Genomic DNA, 17,117 nt, shown 5'->3' with positions numbered 1-17,117 from the left:
TTATCATGTGTGAATGTATGTACCATACTACGGATGTACGATAATATCTTATTCCCAACAGATGGTAGTAAACCGTGTGAATCTGCCCTCTCCCATGTCCGAGAAATGGCCACCGCATTTGATGCGACGGTACACGTGCTGTATGTGATGCCGACGCACAATATTAATAGCGCCATGGTTGGAAAACGATCGTCCGGAAAACGATCGGGGATGTCTGGAAAAGAAAAAAACCGTGAAAAAAAGGGAATGGTCGGAAAGACACCAAAGGAGTCGAAAGAAGCGTTCAAATCGCAGGGTGAGCGGGCGATCGAACGGGCAGTGGCAGAACTTTCGGATGTCTCAACAAAAGAGCGTATCGGGAGCGGCGTTGTATATAAAGAGATATTAAAATATGCTGATGACAACGAGATTGATCTTATTCTGATGGGTACGAACGGACGAACAGGTACCGATCGTTATCTGCTTGGAAGCGTTACCGAAAAGGTTGTCCGGACAGCAGAGATCCCTGTAACAACAATCCGTCGCAAAAAGTCCACGTAACACCGTTATCCATCTCGTCAATGGGGACGGACTCACCATTCATTGAGAGCACAGAGCAGCAGTAAATCATGCACAAACAGCGGCGTACGTTGTCAACAGCCTCGGGGTCAAGCCCCGTGGCATCCGCATTGTATTTCTGTGAATCGCCTCGATCTGTTTTCTTGGTGAACCGTGCCACGCCGCTCAGTTAAAATCGTTCAGTTTTAATAGGTAATCATAACGGAGTGCTGAATACGGGGCACGCCGGCAATTGGCCGGCTCCTTCTGGCTGATCGATCAACGATTTTGGTGAGTTCGGTCATGGCTAATATAAAAAGAACAACCAATCTTCGGTGAGAAATTCGGAAACGGACTTGTCGTGATTGCCCGTTGGTTCATATTTTAAGCATTACTATCTGTTCGTGAGCCGGCTTCCTGAGCGGTGAAACGGCCCGAATACATATTTACGTAAAGTGTTTGTCACCTAATTGATTATTATTTGATTTACTGTGATGAGATTTGAGCTGTGTGAGTGTAAGATACTCCCCGTTTTTGATTGTGAGCAAACAGTTGTTATAGACAAACGAAAGGCGTCCACCAGTCCGTTCTGTCCCGTTATGTCGGGATCTGAACAGGGCATCCAATGCATCAGTGTCAACGACGTTTGCCAGCGGTGAGAGACTGTATTTTTTATTCTTCAACTGTACTTACTGCCTGTATCACGGCCACGCTCACCGATTCGTCCGCATCGATATTGTATTCCATACTGTAGTGTCGCGTTGGAAAAGTAAAGCAGCTAATACATTTCACTCGGATAATCAAAACAAAATTTGATCCGTCAGAGACGTTGCTGTATACGGCCGTAGTCTACGATTATGCCCACTCTAACCGATACTCGTTTCACTCTAAGCGTCGATCGGCTGGAGTAACCTCGCTAAGCACAGCATTTCAACAGACGTTTCGACAAGTGAATATCAGTGAGTAATACACCGTACAATACCGTAAAATCAAGATAGTATTTCGATCGCACTTTTTGCGCTTTTAGCAGACCAAAAGAAATTCTGGTCGCTATTCGACGAGTGCTTCTTCTAGTAGCTGGAGTGGGTGTTTAATATCGTATCCAGTTCCGTGCTCCATCTGCATCGAACAGGTTGGACACTCGGTCATTCCAACGTTCCCGGTCGAATGTTCCATATGGCCGAACATCTCTTCACCGATCTTCATTGAGGTCTCGTATTTTTCTTCTTTCCACCCGTAGGTTCCGGAGATCCCAGAACAGGAGTCACCAACATCTTCGATGACGACACCATCGAGATCGCGGAACAGCTCGACAGCTTGTCGATCGAGCCCCTGATTTCGTGCGTGACACGGTGCGTGATATGCAAACGCTTGCTCTTCAACAGATGCGTCAGCAATCGCACCTTCAAGATCTTCATGGATGCGCAGATACTCCATCGCTTCGTAGGTGTGAATAGAGAGGTCCTCAATTCCGTCCATGCTGAACAGTTCCGGGTATTCTTGTTTTAGCGACATTGAACAGGACGTACACGATGCAATGACGTCGTATCCCTCATCAATGAGCCCTGAGAAGTTATCGACAGTAATGCCCGCTTCTCGTTTTGCGTCAGCAAGCATTCCGTTTGCGAACATTGGCGTTCCCGAACAGCCCTGTTTCGGGACGACAACTTCGTAGCCAAAGGATTCGAACACTCGAACCATCCCCTTACCCACCTCAGGGGTGTTGTAGTTTGAGTAGCAGCCGTGGAAGTATGCAACGCGTTTTTCTTCCGATCGAACTTTTGGACCGCCGCGTTTGTTCCACCACTGGCGGAACGTCTCCGTTGCAAAGTCGGGGAACTCGCGCTCTGCAGTGATGCCGAGGATTTTCTCATTGATTTTTTGCACGATACTGTTACCCATCACAAAGTTCGTCAGCCGTGGTACTTTGCTTCCGACCGAAGCAAGCGTACGATAGTTTGCAAGGGTCCGGTTCCGGAGATACTCACGGGAGAGTTTGTCCATCTCCTCGTCAACGTACTCCGCTCGGGCCGTATTATGCATTTGGCTGAGCGGAACGCTTGATGGGCATGCATTGTCACAGCGCATACAGTTGGAACACGACATGATCGAGTCATCAACTGCCTCATCGGATTTTCGTTTGAGTCGCCACTGCTCCGGTCCCTGGAACTTCGGTCCAGGAAACTCATCATCAACCTCTGCTACTGGACATGACGTGTCACATGCGGTGCATTTATAACAATTATCTGCACCAGGCCGGAGATCCATGTCCTCTGCATCCGGAAAGACGCTGACTGGTTCGAAAGACTGTGCTGTTGGGTCGAAACTGCTTGGTGATTCTGCGTCGCTCATGATTATATCGCCTCCCCTGCCTCTCTCCCGGCAGCATAGCCGGTCGCAAGCGAGACGCCGCTTTTTGATTTCTCTGCCGTTGGATCGACGCCACCAATGACGCCGCCTGCTGCTCGTAGGTTGCTAAACTCCGTCTTGCCCTCGGCCGTCAGTGGCTGACAGTGCTCGTCAATCGGAACACCAAACGTCGCAAACGGATGCTCACCAAATGCGTCTTCACTGAACCATTGATACCGATCGTCCGAGTGCGGGACATAGCAATTAAACACTGGTTCATAGACGCCATTTCGATCGGAGTTAATTCCTTTGCCAACTAGCCCACCGGTTGCAAGAATGAACTGCTCAGCATGGTACGGAATCTCTCTTCCACGCCGGTCAATTGTGATTGACTCGAGTGTGTCTCCATCTGCGGCGGTTTCGTACCCAACCGCCGGGTTCCCATCACTGATCCGTACCCCTGCGTCGTCAAGCGCATCAAACAGCAAGTCTTCCAGCCGAAGCCCAGGATAGCTCGGTGGCCCCATTGGGATTTCAAACACAGCAACGCCAAGGGAGCGCTCAAGATCAGCACGAACATCGTCTGCGTGATCGTCGCCGAGAAGTGCTGGAACTCCGACACGATCGGCCGTACCGAGATGCGGTTTAATTGCCTCTGCAAATGCTTCCCGTGCGGGAAGGGTACGCCCATTGTAGGATAGATCCTTGTTAAGATCAAGTGCGTTTGCGATCCGAGTTACACGTGCATCTGCTCGGTAGTTACCCGGTACCTCAATCTCTGCTCCGTTAACTTCGAACGGAACGCCTGCCGCCGCGAGGTGGTCTGCAACGAGCTCACCGTTGAAATCAGTGAGCGATCGGAAGCCAACAATGAGCATCGATCGATCGTCACTCACAAGACCAGCAGCAGCACTTGTCGGATAGCGTGCGGTTGGTTTAATTGCACCACCAGAGGTCGTTACTAACGCATTCTGGTCTGTGTGTGCACCGCTGTAGGCACCGTCAGTTACTGTGTCAAAGATCTCGAGACCACCACGAATTGCTGATTCGCCAACAAGTGAGTATGGATGCTCTTCAGGAAGCCCATCAAGTGACGTAAACGGGTCATGCACCGGTCCACTCTCACCATCCGTATAACCGAGGACGTCAATGAGTCCACTTGCGTGGCGGAGTGTGCTCTTTTTGTGTGTCACGAGCCGAACTTGTGCACCAGTGTCTGCTGCAGATAGTGCGGCGATTGAGCCTGCAATGCCACCACCGATAACGATGACATCCTCTTCGATCGCCACTTACTGATCGCCTCCATTAGCTGGTGGAAGACCACCATCTGTTGCTGCGGTTTCCGTGCCTGCAGTACCTGCAACTGCTGTTGTTTGTCCGCTGTCAAACTTCGAGAAGTCGATCGCGCTGCCAGTCCGAACGGCATCGTGATCGGCGTTCATTGTTGTTGAGTGCAAGCTGTACTTTAACATCGCCTGCGATAGCTGTTCACCCCACAATGCATGCCGTTCACCTTTCCAGCGCTCTTGGAAGAGCTCGTCAAAGGCTTCATACGCGACCGGCTCATCGTAGGTTGGATACAGCTCATGTGCCATCCGGTGACAACAGAATGCACCCTGACAGTTACCCATCGATGCACGGGTTCGGATTCGAACCGCATTCAAATCAGACCCGGACTGGTCGATCGCATCCTGAATCTCTGCTCTGGTAACTGCTTCGCACTCACAGACCACTGGATTCGGTTCGCCCGTTTTGAGGACCTCCTCTGCACGTGAGCCAAGTCGCTCAACGCTTCGTCGTCCAATTGGCGATCGAAGTCCAAATTCATCCATGTAGTCTCGCAGAATGGAGAAATCATGACTTCCAGGTAGCGGCTCATCTGCAGTTCGACATTCCGCGTCGATGTCGAACTTCTCGCAGACGTGATCCGAGATTTTCTCACCCATCATTCGATAGGTAGTGAATTTCCCACCAACGATCGAAGTCATTCCCGAAAGGCCATCTCGATCCTCATGATCAAGCAGGAAAAAGTCGCGAGTGATGTTGGTTGGATCCGTTGTTCCCGTCCCAGGCGGCTCATACAGCGGTCGAACACCCCAGAACGATCGGATGGTCCGAGCGTTTGCAAGCATTGGAACCAACTCGGAGAGTGTGTCGATCATCATATCGACCTCCCACTCCTCTTCCGGATAATCATCTGGATCGTCAACCTCGATATCGGTCGTTCCAAGAATACAGGTTGTCTCGTGTGGGACGACAATATCTGCATCACCCTTTGGGCGGCAACGGTTTACAACCGTGTCGACCTGTCGAGTGTTCATGATAGTCATCACACCTTTCGATGGACGGACTTCAACGTCGACACCAGCCATGTCTCCGATTTTTCCTGCCCATGCACCAGTTGCGCTGACAACATGATCCGCATGAATTTTCTCAGTTGAGCCAGGCTCTCGGTGAACCCGCTTGCCCGGTCCAGTGTCGTGTTTGATCTCAACGCCAACAACAGCGCCATCCTCAACAAGTACGTCGATGACCTCTGCGTGGGTCTCAATACGTGCACCGTGTTCTTGTGCTGAGGCTGCATTCGCAACGCAGAGCCGGAAGGGGTCGATCGCTCCATCCGGAACCTTAATCGCCCGTTTGATGTCCTTTGCGAGGTATGGCTCCATTTCTCGGGCCTCCTCTGGGCTCAGTACTTCTGCTGGGATACCACACTCACGGCAGCCCTCCAGTTTTTCTTCAAAATACTCATCTGGATCCTCAGGTCGCTGGACGAACAATCCACCAGTCATCTCGACACAGTGGCTTGCGATCTCGCGGAGTACTCTGTTCTCTTCAATACATTCTTTCGCACTTGCTTGGTCAGACACAGCATATCGCCCACCGCTGTGTAAAAGCCCGTGCATCCGTCCGGTTGTCCCGTGTGTAAGGTTCCCCTTTTCGACGAGGGTGACCTCTAAACCGCGCATGGCAAGATCTCGGGCGATTCCACACCCGGTCGAGCCACCGCCGATTACGAGGACGTGTGGCGCGTCAGTCATTGTCCAGTTTGATCTTGGACGCTGTACACTTTACTTTACCTCCCGAGGGCCGATGTCCGTAAAGTACCAATATGTATGATAGTCAGTGTCACTCAACAATATGGGATTCCTGTCGGTATATGCCCGAATCTGTCGGATTAGTAGGAAAATAACCCTGAAAATCGTGTTAATTGAAGAAACTATTATCACTATTGTCCATAGAATTTACTGCTGATGTGGGGGCGTTAGTAAAGAATTCCTGAACGAATGGCCCCACACAAGAGTGGTGACTTACCAATGGCAGATAACACATACGTCGGCGCAATCGACCAAGGTACGACAGGCACACGGTTTATGGTGTTCGATCACAGCGGCAAAGTGATCGCAAACGCTTATGAAAAGCACGAACAGATCTATCCGGAGCCGGGCTGGGTCGAACACGACGCAATGGAAATCTGGGAAAACACCAAATCCGTCATCAACACCGCCCTCGATGACGCCCTCATTGATGCCGAACAGCTCGAAGCCATCGGTGTCACCAATCAGCGTGAAACCACCGTCATGTGGGACAAAGACACCGGCAGCCCCATCGGCAACGCGATCGTCTGGCAGGACCGCCGAACCACTGACCGAATCGAGACCCTCGAAGCAGACGGCAAAAAAGACGACGTTCAGCAGAAAACCGGTCTCGAGCCTGACGCGTACTTCTCCGCAACCAAAGCCGAGTGGCTCTTGGACAACACCGACCCGATCAAACTCCAGCGATCCCGGCCAGAAGATGTCCGCGACCGCGCTGAAGAGGGCGAAATCCTCTTCGGCACGATCGATACGTGGGTAATCTACAATCTGACGGGCAACCACATCACTGACGTGACGAACGCATCGCGAACGATGCTGTTCAACATCCACGACATGGAGTGGGACGACGAACTTCTCGAAGAGTTCAACGTACCACGCGCAACGCTACCGGAAGTCCGTCCATCCTCGGACGAAGACACGTACGGCAGCACCGACGCAGACGGCTTCTTGGGTGCTGAAGTACCTGTTGCGGGCGCACTCGGTGACCAGCAAGCCGCCCTCTTCGGGCAAACCTGTTTCGACGCCGGAGACGCCAAAAACACCTACGGAACCGGCTCGTTCATGCTCATGAACACCGGCGACGAGGCCGTCATGAGCGAACACGGCCTCCTCACCACCGTTGGCTTCCAGCGCTCAGGCCAACCAGTCCAGTACGCCCTCGAAGGCTCGATCTTCATCACGGGCGCTGCGATCGAATGGCTCGAAGATATGACGCTTATCTCGGATGCAATGGAGTCCGAAAAACTCGCACGCAGTGTGGACTCCACGGACGGCGTCTACTTCGTCCCAGCGTTCGCCGGTCTTGGCGCACCACACTGGGATCAGCGCGCACGCGGAACAATCGTGGGAATGACCCGCGGCACGCGGCGCGAACACATCGTCCGCGCAACCCTCGAATCGATCGCGTTCCAGACACGCGACGTTGCCGAAGCGATGGAAGAAGACTCCGGAATTGACCTCCAGTCGCTGCGTGTCGACGGTGGCGCAGTCAAAAACAACTTCTTGTGCCAACTCCAGTCGAACATCATCAACACGGATATCGCCCGACCGGTTGTTGACGAGACAACCGCCCTCGGCTCCGCATACGCCGCTGGCCTCGCAGTCGGCTACTGGGACACGATCGACGAGTTGCGCGACAACTGGCAGATCGATCGGGAGTTCTCACCAAAAGACACAAGCGACGTGGATGCACGCTACGACCGCTGGCAGGAAGCAGTGAAGCGGTCGCTCGATTGGGCGCGCGGTGGTGACTGAAGATGGCTGGTGAGTTCGTCGTTCTCCAATTTGGGCCGTTTTTTGAGCCGCAGCTGTGGATCGCTGCATTCGCAGGCGGACTATTTGGAGCGGCGCTGGGTGCGCTTCCAGCATTCATCTTCACGGGATTCATGGTTATTGCCGGAGAAGCAGCAAGCATTGCAAGCGGACAAGAGGCAGTGATGATTACGGATGCGATCGCATTCGGCCCAGTCTTTGGTCCACACATCGCCTTCGCTGGTGGTGCGGCCGCAACAGCATACGCCGCACAAAAGGGATATATCGACACCGATTTCGGCTATCATGAAGGGAAAAATATCCTCTACGCATTCGGAACACATCAGAAAGACGTTCTTGTTGTCGGTGGATTGTTCGGGATTCTGGGGTTTGTAATCACAACCATATCAGCAGGTGTTGGATTACCGTGGGATCCGATCGCGGTCGCTGTCGTGTTGTCGGCAATAGCACACAGAGCAGCATTTGGCTATGATATCATTGGAGAGCCGGAGGGTGATGGCTATCTTGATATGGAACCGTTTGAGAATGAGCAGACGGATGGGACTGGCCGATTGCTCGTGGAACCATGGCTTCCACACCAGTATGAGTGGGCGGGTGTCGGATTGATGAGTTTCTTTGTTGGTGTACTTGGAGCGTTTATTGCACTTGAGACAGGCAGCCCGTTCTTAGCGTTCGGAATCAGCGCTGCAAGCCTTGTCTTCTTGAACTGTGGTGTCGAGAAGATCCCAGTGACGCATCATATTACGTTACCAGCGAGCACCGCAGCGCTTGCAGCATTTGCAACGTTTGGTGATGTGACTGTGGCTGTGATTGTCGGAGCCGTATTCGGGTTCGTCTCAGGACTCTTTGGTGAGTTCTTCCAACGCATCTTCTACGCCCATGGAGATACACACGTTGATCCACCGGCAGCAGCAATTGTCTTCGGGACGTTCCTCATTGCAGTGTTTGCACTTGTTGGAATCTTCGACACCGCGGTGTGGGTACCTGGGGCACCATAATCGAATCACAGCACAGCACATCTCGGCTCTCCTTTCTGCACCGCACCGGTACAGCGAACGGAACCCGCAGTCATTCTGATCAAAATATGATCAGAGCAGAGACTACAACATACCGTACAGAAAGGTGACCAGTTTGTGACTTCGAAACAACAGTAGATACAACGGAACCGATGAACATCGACGAACGAATTGCACGGCGAAGACAGATCGAAACTCGCCCGCGATTAGTGCTTGAATATGACCAACTCAGCCCAGTCTACCATCTAACAGATCCAACAGGCCGCGGATCGTTGCTTGAACAGCTACTAGATGTCTACGAGCCGGCATTTACCGGCGAGCAGCCTGAGAATCTGTATTTATGGGGACCAAAAGGAAGTGGTAAAAGTGCGGTTGTAACCGCATTGTTCAGTGGATTCCGACGACTCCGGAGACAGCAAACGGCGCCAATATATACGACGACACGAGTCGACTCAATAAATCCCATTGATTTTGTCTATGTTGACAGTCGGGAGGCAACAACGCAGTTTTCGCTCTATCATACAATACTGGACCAACTTGTCGAAAACGAGGTTCCAAAACATGGGATAGGGACAGACACAATCTACGATCAGCTTGCTTCCTGGCTCCAACCAACCACCGCAGGAGCGGTCATTGCAATCGACCATGTTGACGAATCTAAAAGACGATCGGTCGCTACACTTCAAAGCCAGCTTTCAGACTTCGAAGAGTCGATTTCGTACACATTGATTGGACGAAGAGCACCGGAGATGATCGATTGTGAGATGGAACAGCTACTCACAAAACAGCTCGATCGGTACCAAACACATGCCCTAATAGAGATCCTGACAACGCGACTCTCCAATGGACTTGTTCGGAATGCGCTCTCACACGAACAGCTCCGAACAGTTGCAACATGGGCTACGGGAGACGCCCATGATGCATTAGCTGCGGTATTCAGTGCCGCAGTAGTTGCAGAAACGGAAGGCTCAGAACGGATTTTGGACGAGCATTTACAAACAGGAATGGACTCAGTTCCACAACCATGTGTTGCACTTGGACAAGTTCTCTCTGTATCAGAGAGCCGGCGTGCTGTGCTCCGGGAGCTTATTGCGCTCAGGGAAGATGACCGATCAAGCGTTGGGACAGCAACAGGTGCAATTTCGAAACGCAGTATTGATTTATCGCCGACAACGGTTGAGCGGTTCCTGTACGAGCTAGCTGAAGTGGGAATTATCAAACGCATCCAAGCAGAGCGAGAATCGGACATCGGTCGCCCACCATCTAAAATTGAGTTTCAATTCCCCACGATTGTCTTCAACAAATTGACTGAATATTCAAATACTGACGTGAAAAAATGATTATCAGTGTCAATAACTGGAGACATAATTTTATTCGTTAATTCGTGTGACCACAACATATGTATATCTCCGGGACACGAGAGACGTATATTCATACTCGTGGACATGTTGGGCGAGGAAAGCGCTACCGGGCGATGATCGTTTTCGTTGGTGCGATCGCAGTTGTTTCTGTTGGGTACGGATTGATCTACGGAACCGACGTAGCCAACACAGCCAGCCTTGCTGCGGGATTCTTTGGTGGTCTTTTTCGAACATCCACAAACGATGGACAGAAAGAGAACAGCTCTGAAGTAGAAAGAAGAGACGTGCCAGACGTGGATAGAAATGGACAGGGGGGCGACCGTACTCAAGCGGCTGATGGGTTAACTGTAGGCCAAGATATCGCTGGAGCCGATGCGTCCACAAGTGAAGGTACATTAACGGAGCAGTCAGTAGATTCGGACGCCTCGGATGCGCTTGAGGCAGTAACCGCGGTGATGGAAGCTGCAGCCGAGGGGAACCTCACTGCGCGTGCTGAGGAAACATATACAACTGAGGATGCTTCGGACGCAGTAGAGGCACTCAATGTACTGCTTGAATCATATCAAGAGACAGTTACGAACGTGGCTGGATTTGGGAATCAAGTTAACGGTGCGACAGGGCGTGTCAGCGATCGGATCGGCTCAATCAAGCAAGCGAGTCATGATGCAACGGCTGCAGTCGATTCGATCGCCACGGACATGACCGACCAAAGTGAGATGATCGCGGAATTGGGTGGAGAGATTAGACAGCTCTCTGCAGCAACCGAAGAGGTTGCCTCATCCGCAGAGGAGGTTGCCACAACATCGTCAGCCGTCGCTGAGAAAGGGTCTGCAGGGAGAGATGCTGCAATCCAAGCAAGCACAGAGCTGGCAGAGATCTCAAGTCGAACTGATCGAGTGCTTGAATCGATCGAAACGCTTGATGAACGAGTTGAAGCGATCGAAGAGAGCGCATCGTTTATTACCGACGTTGCAGGACAGACAAACATTCTCGCGCTCAATGCGTCGATCGAAGCCGCACGCGCCGGAGACGCAGGGTCCGGGTTTGCGGTCGTTGCAGAAGAGGTCAAATCATTAGCGGAGGACGCAGAGGAAGCCGCAACAGAAATCACACAAGCAGTCGACGCTGTCAAAACAGAAGCCGCTGAGACGCTTACGGAGATGCAAACGACTGCAGACCAAGTAGAAAAAGGCGTCGAGACAGTTGATACCGCTGCAGAAACGTTCAAAGAGATTGCAGATGAGATCGAAGAGACGAACGTTGGTGTCCAAGAAATAAGCGAAGCCACAGATGATCAAGCCAGCTCGCTACAGGAGGCGGCCGCGATGGTTGAAGATGTAGATGAACTTGCCGCAGAAACGACCGATCGAGCAGCAGAGGTTTCGGTAACGATGGGTAGCCATGCAACCGCAGTCTCTGAAGTCTCAACAAGCGTTACAACACTCATCGAGCGAACAACTGCTCTTGATCGACGCCTCTCCGAGTTTACCCTCACTGAAAAACAAACCACGGACAGTGAGACGAACGTTGAGTTCTGGCATGCAATGGGTGGCGAAAAGGGCGTATTGCTTGAATCGCTCGCCCGTGAGTTCTCCGCACAGGCAGAAGAGATAGATATCACTCCCGTTTCACAGGGCAGTTATCGTGATACGTTTGATATGACGTTGACTGCGGTTGAAAACGGGTCGGGGCCAACGCTTGCACAGTTTTACGAAATTGGAACCGCCCAAGCAGTCGACAGCGGGCGGTTCACGCCAGTTGAGGCGCTTTTGCCATCAGGTGCAACGAAAGAGTATCTGGATCCAATTGTTGATTATTACCGGACTGATGGACAACTGCACTCGCTGCCATTTAATTCCTCAGTGCCAGTCCTTTGTTACAATGAAACGCTATTTGCAGACGCAGGGTTAGATCCAGAACATCCTCCAGAGACGTTTGCTGCGGTACGATCGGCCGCTGAATCGATCGTCTCAAACACCAACGCAGACAGCGGGATCACGTTCGCAAACTACTCGTGGTTCGTTGAACAGTGGATGGCCGCTGCAGACCAACCGCTTGTAGACAAAGAAAACGGGCATGCTGGCACTGCCAGGACGGCGTATTTCAACAGCGAGCCAGCCTACAAACTGTATGAATGGTGGCAGTCGCTTGAGGCGGATGGCTTATACGATAATCCCGGTATTGAAGCTCGTGGCGCAGCGCGGGATGCGTTCATAAACGGACAGGCTGCGATGCTAATTGCGTCAGCCTCATCGCTCGGATCGATACGGAATTCCGTTCCGTTCTCTCTTGGCGTCAGCGCACTTCCTGCGGCAGGTGACCGGACTGGTGTGGTCGTTGGTGGTGGCTCACTTTGGGTATCGAATGAGGCACCAACCGAGGAACAAGCGGCAGCTGGTGAATTCCTTTCATGGTTGGCAGAGCCGGAGCAACAGGCTCGATGGCACCGCGAAACAGGCTATCTACCAGTGAATAAGAACACAGTCAACATGCTCGAAACAGATGGCTGGTTTGAGACAAATCCAGGTTATGAGGTTGCAATCGAGCAGCTGCTGGCGAGCGATCGGACAACAGGTACACAAGGTGCTCGGATTGGCCCATTTGATACGGTTCGAACGATCGTCGCAAACGCATATGATGACATTCAGACACGAGGTGTTGAAGAAGGTCTTGATCGGCTCAATGCGCAGATTGAACAGCAGTTGTCACTGTATAAACAACAGCAGGCCGAATAGCGCGGTGAGAATTCAGGCTAAGTATAATTGGTGGTAGCACCATGGCTCATACATGGAACGAGTTGTTACTGTTGTTCCCGAAGATGGGTTGCATGCACGGCCAGCAGCAAAGTTTGTTGAAACTGCGGGCGAGTATGAGGCGCGCGTTACTGTTGAGCCAGTTGATGAGTCGCGGCCCGCAGTTGCCGCAGATAGCATGCTTGCAGTCACTGGACTCGGTATAAAAGGCGGCAATAGTGTGAAGTTGGTGGCTGACGGTGACGATGCAGAGGCGGTCTTGGATGCGCTTGAGGCCGTACTGACAGAAACCGTAGACGAATCACAGTAGGATGGCAAAACAGCTCACAGGGGTTGGAGCAACCCCGCGATCAGGTGTTGGGACAGTTATTTGGTATGAGCGTGAGAGCACCGTCTCTGCGGACACTGCACAGGAGCCTTCGGATGATCCTGCTGTTGAGTTTGAGCGATTTGAAACTGCTCGGAATACTGCGATCGAAGAGGTAGAAACTGAGCGCGATCGGACACGTGAACGCGTCGGTGATGAAGAAGCGAACGTGTTTGAGGCACACAAACAGTTCCTCAAAGATCCACAGATCGAATCCGCAGTCAAAACGGCTGTAGAATCCGGAGTGGTCGCAGAGAACGCGGTTCGGGAGGCATTCGCTGGGCCGATCAAACAGTTTTCGGCGATGGATGGGATGATGGCCGAGCGAGCAGACGATCTGCGAGATGTTCGCGATCGACTGATTCGGATTCTCAGGGGTGCAGAGCGCACTGATCTCTCGGCACTTCCCGATGGAAGTGTTGTGTTTGCCGATTTGCTCACCCCAAGTGATACCGCACAGCTTTCGCCGGAATCAATTGCAGGTGTGGCGACCGTAAAAGGCGGCCGAACATCGCATGCAGCGATCATCGCTCGATCGCTTGGGATTCCTGCCGTTGTTGGTGTTGGTGACGATCTTCGGACAGTTACAGAGGGAGAGACCGTTGTCGTTGATGGAAACGGAGGGACAATCATCGTTGGGCCTGACAGGGAAGCGATCAAACAGTACGAAGCGGAGACAACCGCAGCGGTAACCAACTCATCAGTAACGACCGCTAATTCGGTCCCAATTGAGGTCGCAGGTAATCTTGGAACGCCAGCCGAAGCACCCCCCGCCGTCAAAGCAGGAGCCGACGGTGTTGGGCTCTTTCGAACGGAGTTTCTGTTTCTCGATCGGGATGCACCACCAACGGAGGATGAACAGTTCGAGGCATACTACGAGGTCTGTTCACAGTTTGCCGATCGATGTGCAAACAACGATGGCCATGTGATTATTCGAACCGCAGATATCGGTGGGGATAAACCGATTCCGTATCTCTCGCTCGACCCCGAAGAGAATGGATTTTTAGGGGCACGTGGAATCCGGCTCTCACTTGAGGAACACACAGACCTATTCGAAACACAGCTTCGTGCACTCCTCCGTGTCGCCGCGACTGATGTCGGTGACTCGATTGCGGTGATGTTTCCGCTCGTTTCAACCGTCGAAGAGCTTGCGGCTGCGATCGATCGTGTTGAACGCGTGCAGACTGCCCTCGATGCTGAGGGAGTCACTGCGCGTGTTCCAGAACTTGGTGTGATGATCGAAACACCTGGCTCTGTTTTTCTCGCGAACGCATTTGCAAAGCGTGTCGATTTCTTAAGCATCGGAACGAACGATCTGGTTCAATACGTGCTTGCCGCGCAGCGTGATCTCGACCGGATGGACTCGTATCAAGACCCACTCGCACCGGCAGTACTGCGAGCGATCGATCATACAACGACGGCCGCAGAAAACAATGATGCATGGGTCGGAATGTGCGGTGAAATGGCCGGTGATCCAACTCTTACGGAGCTATTGATTGGCTTGGGCCTTTCTGAGCTGAGTATGAGTGCGGTCACGATTCCGGAGGTAAAACAAGCAGTGAAAGACACAGACACAGCGGCTGCAAGAGAGCTTGCAGAGACGGTGCTCGCGTGTGAAACGCACACGGAAGTCCGGGCCGCGCTTGAAATAGAAAAATAACAGAAGACGTGATTGCCGTTTAGTTGACTTTGTGATACTCTCGTGCGTCTTCGGCTTTTTCAACCACTGATTCGACAGTCGCTTTTGTATTTGAGGCTTCAACTGCGCCGTTAAGTGCACCCTCTAACACTGGTGCATCAGCGATCACAACATCCGACTCAGTCTCTGCCATCTCGATCGCAAGCTCTGCGTTCATCACCGCACTGCCGAGGTCAACAAGGATGACAACGCCATCGCCATCATCAACAGTCTCGATCGCATCTTGAATCCGCGGCGCAGAAGTCCCGATACCACCCTCACCATCCCCACCAGCTGGTTCGATCGTTGCACCACCAGCCATCTGTGCTGCAATCTCACAGATTCCCTCGGCGGCTTTACTGCTATGGGAGACAACAACAAGACCGATCATTCGTCTCCCCCGTCGTCATCTGGATCAACGTCAGGCTCACTTGGCGCAAGCGCATCGACATCGGTCTCGCCCTCGGTGAATTTTTCTGCGGTTGCGAGCAGCTCTTGCATAATAAAGAGCGTTGACGTTGCACCGGGGTCTTGATGACCAACTGAGCGCCAACCAAGGAACGATGCGCGTCCCTTCTCCGCACGAATCGGAACGGTAAATGCGACACCTCGCTCTGCTGCTGCAACTGCCTTCGCAAGTGCAGTTACTGGTGGAAGTTCATCAACCTCGATCGATTTCTTGTAGGTGTGCACTGCAGGTGTGAGTGCATCAACCATCGTTTTTGAGCCCACACGGGCCCCACCACGGTCAAGGACCTTTTCTAAATATGCCTCTGCGAACGCGATCGAGGTCTCAGCGGTGAGACCCTCCTCTGAGAGGGTTTGGCTTGCACTCATAATCGAACCGCCATACAGCGGCCCGGATGCACCACCGACTTTTGAAATCAGTGTTACGCCAATCTTTTTTACAATCTCATCAACGTCATCCTCGCTCCCCTCGACTGCCTCTGCTGCGGCAGTAAACCCACGGGCAAGGTTTGCACCGTGGTCAGCATCACCAATTGCGGAGTCGAGATCAGTGAGATGTGACTTCTCATCTTGCATTCGCGTTGCGACACGATCGATCGCCATCAAAACGGCCTCCCGCTGTTCCTCGTCGCTCATAGCTGTGTCTTCGTCCTCATAAATAATGTAGTTGTGGCATTCGATGCTGGGTTACTGTTTTAGCGCTGGTGTGTCAACTGGTGCGCCAAGAAGTTCTTTGAGCTCATCATCAACCGCACAGACGGTGACCGAACAGCCCATCATATCGAGCGAGGTCATGTAGTCGCCAACCCAGCTATCCCATGTTTCGAGACCGTGTTCACCAAGAATTTCTTGGAGTTTCCGGTTGACAACAAAGAGTTCCATTAGTGGCGTGCCACCCATCCCGTTGACGATCGTCATCACTTCTTGTCCGTCATCGAGAGCAAGATCCTCAAGGACCTTTTCGGTGAGGTGTGTTGTGATCTCATCTGCACTCATCATGTCTGTGCGCTCGGTCCCTGGCTCGCCGTGGATACCGATACCGAGTTCGATCTCGTCTTCACCAAGATCAAATGTTGGTTCGCCTTTGTCTGGCGTGACACAGGAAGTAAGTGCAGTTCCCATTGTCCCCGTGTTTTCAATTACTTTCTCTGCAACGGCTTTAACTTCCGAAAGATCGCCGCCGGCTGCTGCTTTTGCACCAGCTGCTTTGTGAACAAGAATCGTTCCACAGACACCTCTGCGGCCGGAGGTATACAACGAATCTTCGACTGCAACGTCGTCATCAACAACAACCTGCTCAACTTCGATATCCTCCATTGCAGCCATCTCAGCTGCGGTATCAAAGTTCATCACATCGCCTTCGTAGTTTTTCACGATGTTGAGAACACCCTCACCTGCATCGCAGGCTTTGACCATCTCACTCAGCTGGTCTGCGGTTGGAGAGGTGAATACCTGTCCTGCAGCGGCTCCATCGAGCATTCCATCACCAATGTAGCCTGCGTGGGTTGGTTCGTGACCACTACCGCCACCGGAAACGAGTCCGACTTTGCCATCGACCGGACCATCTGCCCGGACGAGCACTTCTGTCCCGTCGAGGCGGCGAAGCCGATCTGGGTACGCCAAAACCATCCCTTCGAGCATCTCATCGACGATATCTTCCGGATCGTTAATTAACTTCTTCATGATCCACAGTACTATGGGACCCGATACCAGATAG

At 52.3% G+C, this 17,117-nt stretch carries 14 protein-coding genes and 1 pseudogene; 8 read left to right on the top strand and 7 right to left on the bottom strand.

What is annotated here, in order from left to right; all coding sequences use genetic code 11:
* Nucleotides 1-33: 33 nt before the first annotated feature.
* Nucleotides 34-540, top strand: coding sequence for a universal stress protein (locus tag AArcSt2_RS09315; RefSeq protein ID WP_174653749.1), 507 nt, complete (start codon nucleotides 34-36; stop codon nucleotides 538-540).
* A 246-nt stretch (nucleotides 541-786) separates the two neighbouring features.
* Nucleotides 787-925 (top strand): annotated as a pseudogene (locus tag AArcSt2_RS16815) (TrmB family transcriptional regulator); the annotation flags it as partial.
* Nucleotides 926-983: 58 nt separating this feature from the next.
* Here AArcSt2_RS16815 and AArcSt2_RS09310 read toward each other — a convergent pair.
* The 4 genes from AArcSt2_RS09310 to glpA all read right to left on the bottom strand — a co-directional run bounded on the left by AArcSt2_RS09310 (nucleotide 984) and on the right by glpA (nucleotide 5,927).
* A complete protein-coding gene (locus AArcSt2_RS09310) occupies nucleotides 984-1,163 on the bottom strand; it encodes a hypothetical protein (RefSeq protein WP_250584497.1) in 180 nt (59 codons plus the stop codon).
* A gap of 424 nt (nucleotides 1,164-1,587) precedes the next feature.
* Nucleotides 1,588-2,889 carry an anaerobic glycerol-3-phosphate dehydrogenase subunit C gene (locus AArcSt2_RS09305; protein ID WP_250584142.1) on the bottom strand — a complete coding sequence of 434 codons (1,302 nt, stop codon included), beginning with the start codon at nucleotides 2,887-2,889 and terminating at the stop codon, nucleotides 1,588-1,590.
* Between the two features lie 2 nt (nucleotides 2,890-2,891).
* Complete coding sequence (glpB, locus tag AArcSt2_RS09300) at nucleotides 2,892-4,175, bottom strand: glycerol-3-phosphate dehydrogenase subunit GlpB (RefSeq protein ID WP_250584140.1); 1,284 nt, start codon at nucleotides 4,173-4,175, stop codon at nucleotides 2,892-2,894.
* Entirely contained in the window at nucleotides 4,176-5,927 is a 1,752-nt protein-coding gene (gene glpA / locus AArcSt2_RS09295; protein WP_250584138.1) for an anaerobic glycerol-3-phosphate dehydrogenase subunit GlpA, read from the bottom strand.
* 276 nt (nucleotides 5,928-6,203) lie between these two features.
* Here glpA and glpK point away from each other — a divergent pair, with 276 nt between their 5' ends.
* The 6 genes from glpK (at nucleotide 6,204) to ptsP (ending at nucleotide 14,914) form a co-directional block, all read left to right on the top strand.
* Nucleotides 6,204-7,739, top strand: a complete 1,536-nt coding sequence (gene glpK / locus AArcSt2_RS09290; RefSeq protein ID WP_250584136.1) for a glycerol kinase GlpK — start codon at nucleotides 6,204-6,206, stop codon at nucleotides 7,737-7,739.
* 2 nt (nucleotides 7,740-7,741) lie between these two features.
* A complete protein-coding gene (locus AArcSt2_RS09285) occupies nucleotides 7,742-8,755 on the top strand; it encodes a DUF7973 family transport facilitator (RefSeq protein WP_250584134.1) in 1,014 nt (337 codons plus the stop codon).
* Between the two features lie 170 nt (nucleotides 8,756-8,925).
* On the top strand, nucleotides 8,926-10,113 hold the full coding sequence (locus tag AArcSt2_RS09280) for a Cdc6/Cdc18 family protein (RefSeq protein WP_250584132.1): 1,188 nt from the start codon (nucleotides 8,926-8,928) through the stop codon (nucleotides 10,111-10,113).
* A 59-nt stretch (nucleotides 10,114-10,172) separates the two neighbouring features.
* On the top strand, nucleotides 10,173-12,869 hold the full coding sequence (locus tag AArcSt2_RS09275) for a methyl-accepting chemotaxis protein (protein ID WP_250584130.1): 2,697 nt from the start codon (nucleotides 10,173-10,175) through the stop codon (nucleotides 12,867-12,869).
* A 52-nt stretch (nucleotides 12,870-12,921) separates the two neighbouring features.
* Nucleotides 12,922-13,197, top strand: coding sequence for an HPr family phosphocarrier protein (locus tag AArcSt2_RS09270; protein WP_250584128.1), 276 nt, complete (start codon nucleotides 12,922-12,924; stop codon nucleotides 13,195-13,197).
* A 1-nt stretch (nucleotide 13,198) separates the two neighbouring features.
* Complete coding sequence (gene ptsP, locus AArcSt2_RS09265) at nucleotides 13,199-14,914, top strand: phosphoenolpyruvate--protein phosphotransferase (RefSeq protein WP_250584126.1); 1,716 nt, start codon at nucleotides 13,199-13,201, stop codon at nucleotides 14,912-14,914.
* A gap of 19 nt (nucleotides 14,915-14,933) precedes the next feature.
* On the opposite strand, the gene dhaM is transcribed toward ptsP, so the two are convergent.
* From dhaM to dhaK, 3 genes are read right to left on the bottom strand one after another with little or no spacing between them, the layout of a single operon-like run.
* Nucleotides 14,934-15,323 (bottom strand): dihydroxyacetone kinase phosphoryl donor subunit DhaM, encoded by a 390-nt coding sequence (dhaM, locus tag AArcSt2_RS09260; RefSeq protein ID WP_174653760.1) that lies wholly within the window; start codon nucleotides 15,321-15,323, stop codon nucleotides 14,934-14,936.
* Complete coding sequence (gene dhaL, locus AArcSt2_RS09255; protein ID WP_174653761.1) at nucleotides 15,320-16,036, bottom strand: dihydroxyacetone kinase subunit DhaL; 717 nt, start codon at nucleotides 16,034-16,036, stop codon at nucleotides 15,320-15,322. The genes dhaM and dhaL overlap by 4 nt, the downstream gene beginning before the upstream one ends.
* Nucleotides 16,037-16,087: 51 nt before the next feature.
* Nucleotides 16,088-17,083, bottom strand: a complete 996-nt coding sequence (gene dhaK / locus AArcSt2_RS09250; RefSeq protein ID WP_174653762.1) for a dihydroxyacetone kinase subunit DhaK — start codon at nucleotides 17,081-17,083, stop codon at nucleotides 16,088-16,090.
* Nucleotides 17,084-17,117 lie beyond the last annotated feature (34 nt).

This window comes from Natronocalculus amylovorans, assembly GCF_023638035.1.
Lineage (GTDB): Archaea > Halobacteriota > Halobacteria > Halobacteriales > Haloferacaceae > Natronocalculus > Natronocalculus amylovorans.
The sequence above is the reverse complement of the archived record's forward strand: the minus strand, read 5'-3'. Positions and strand labels throughout refer to the sequence as shown.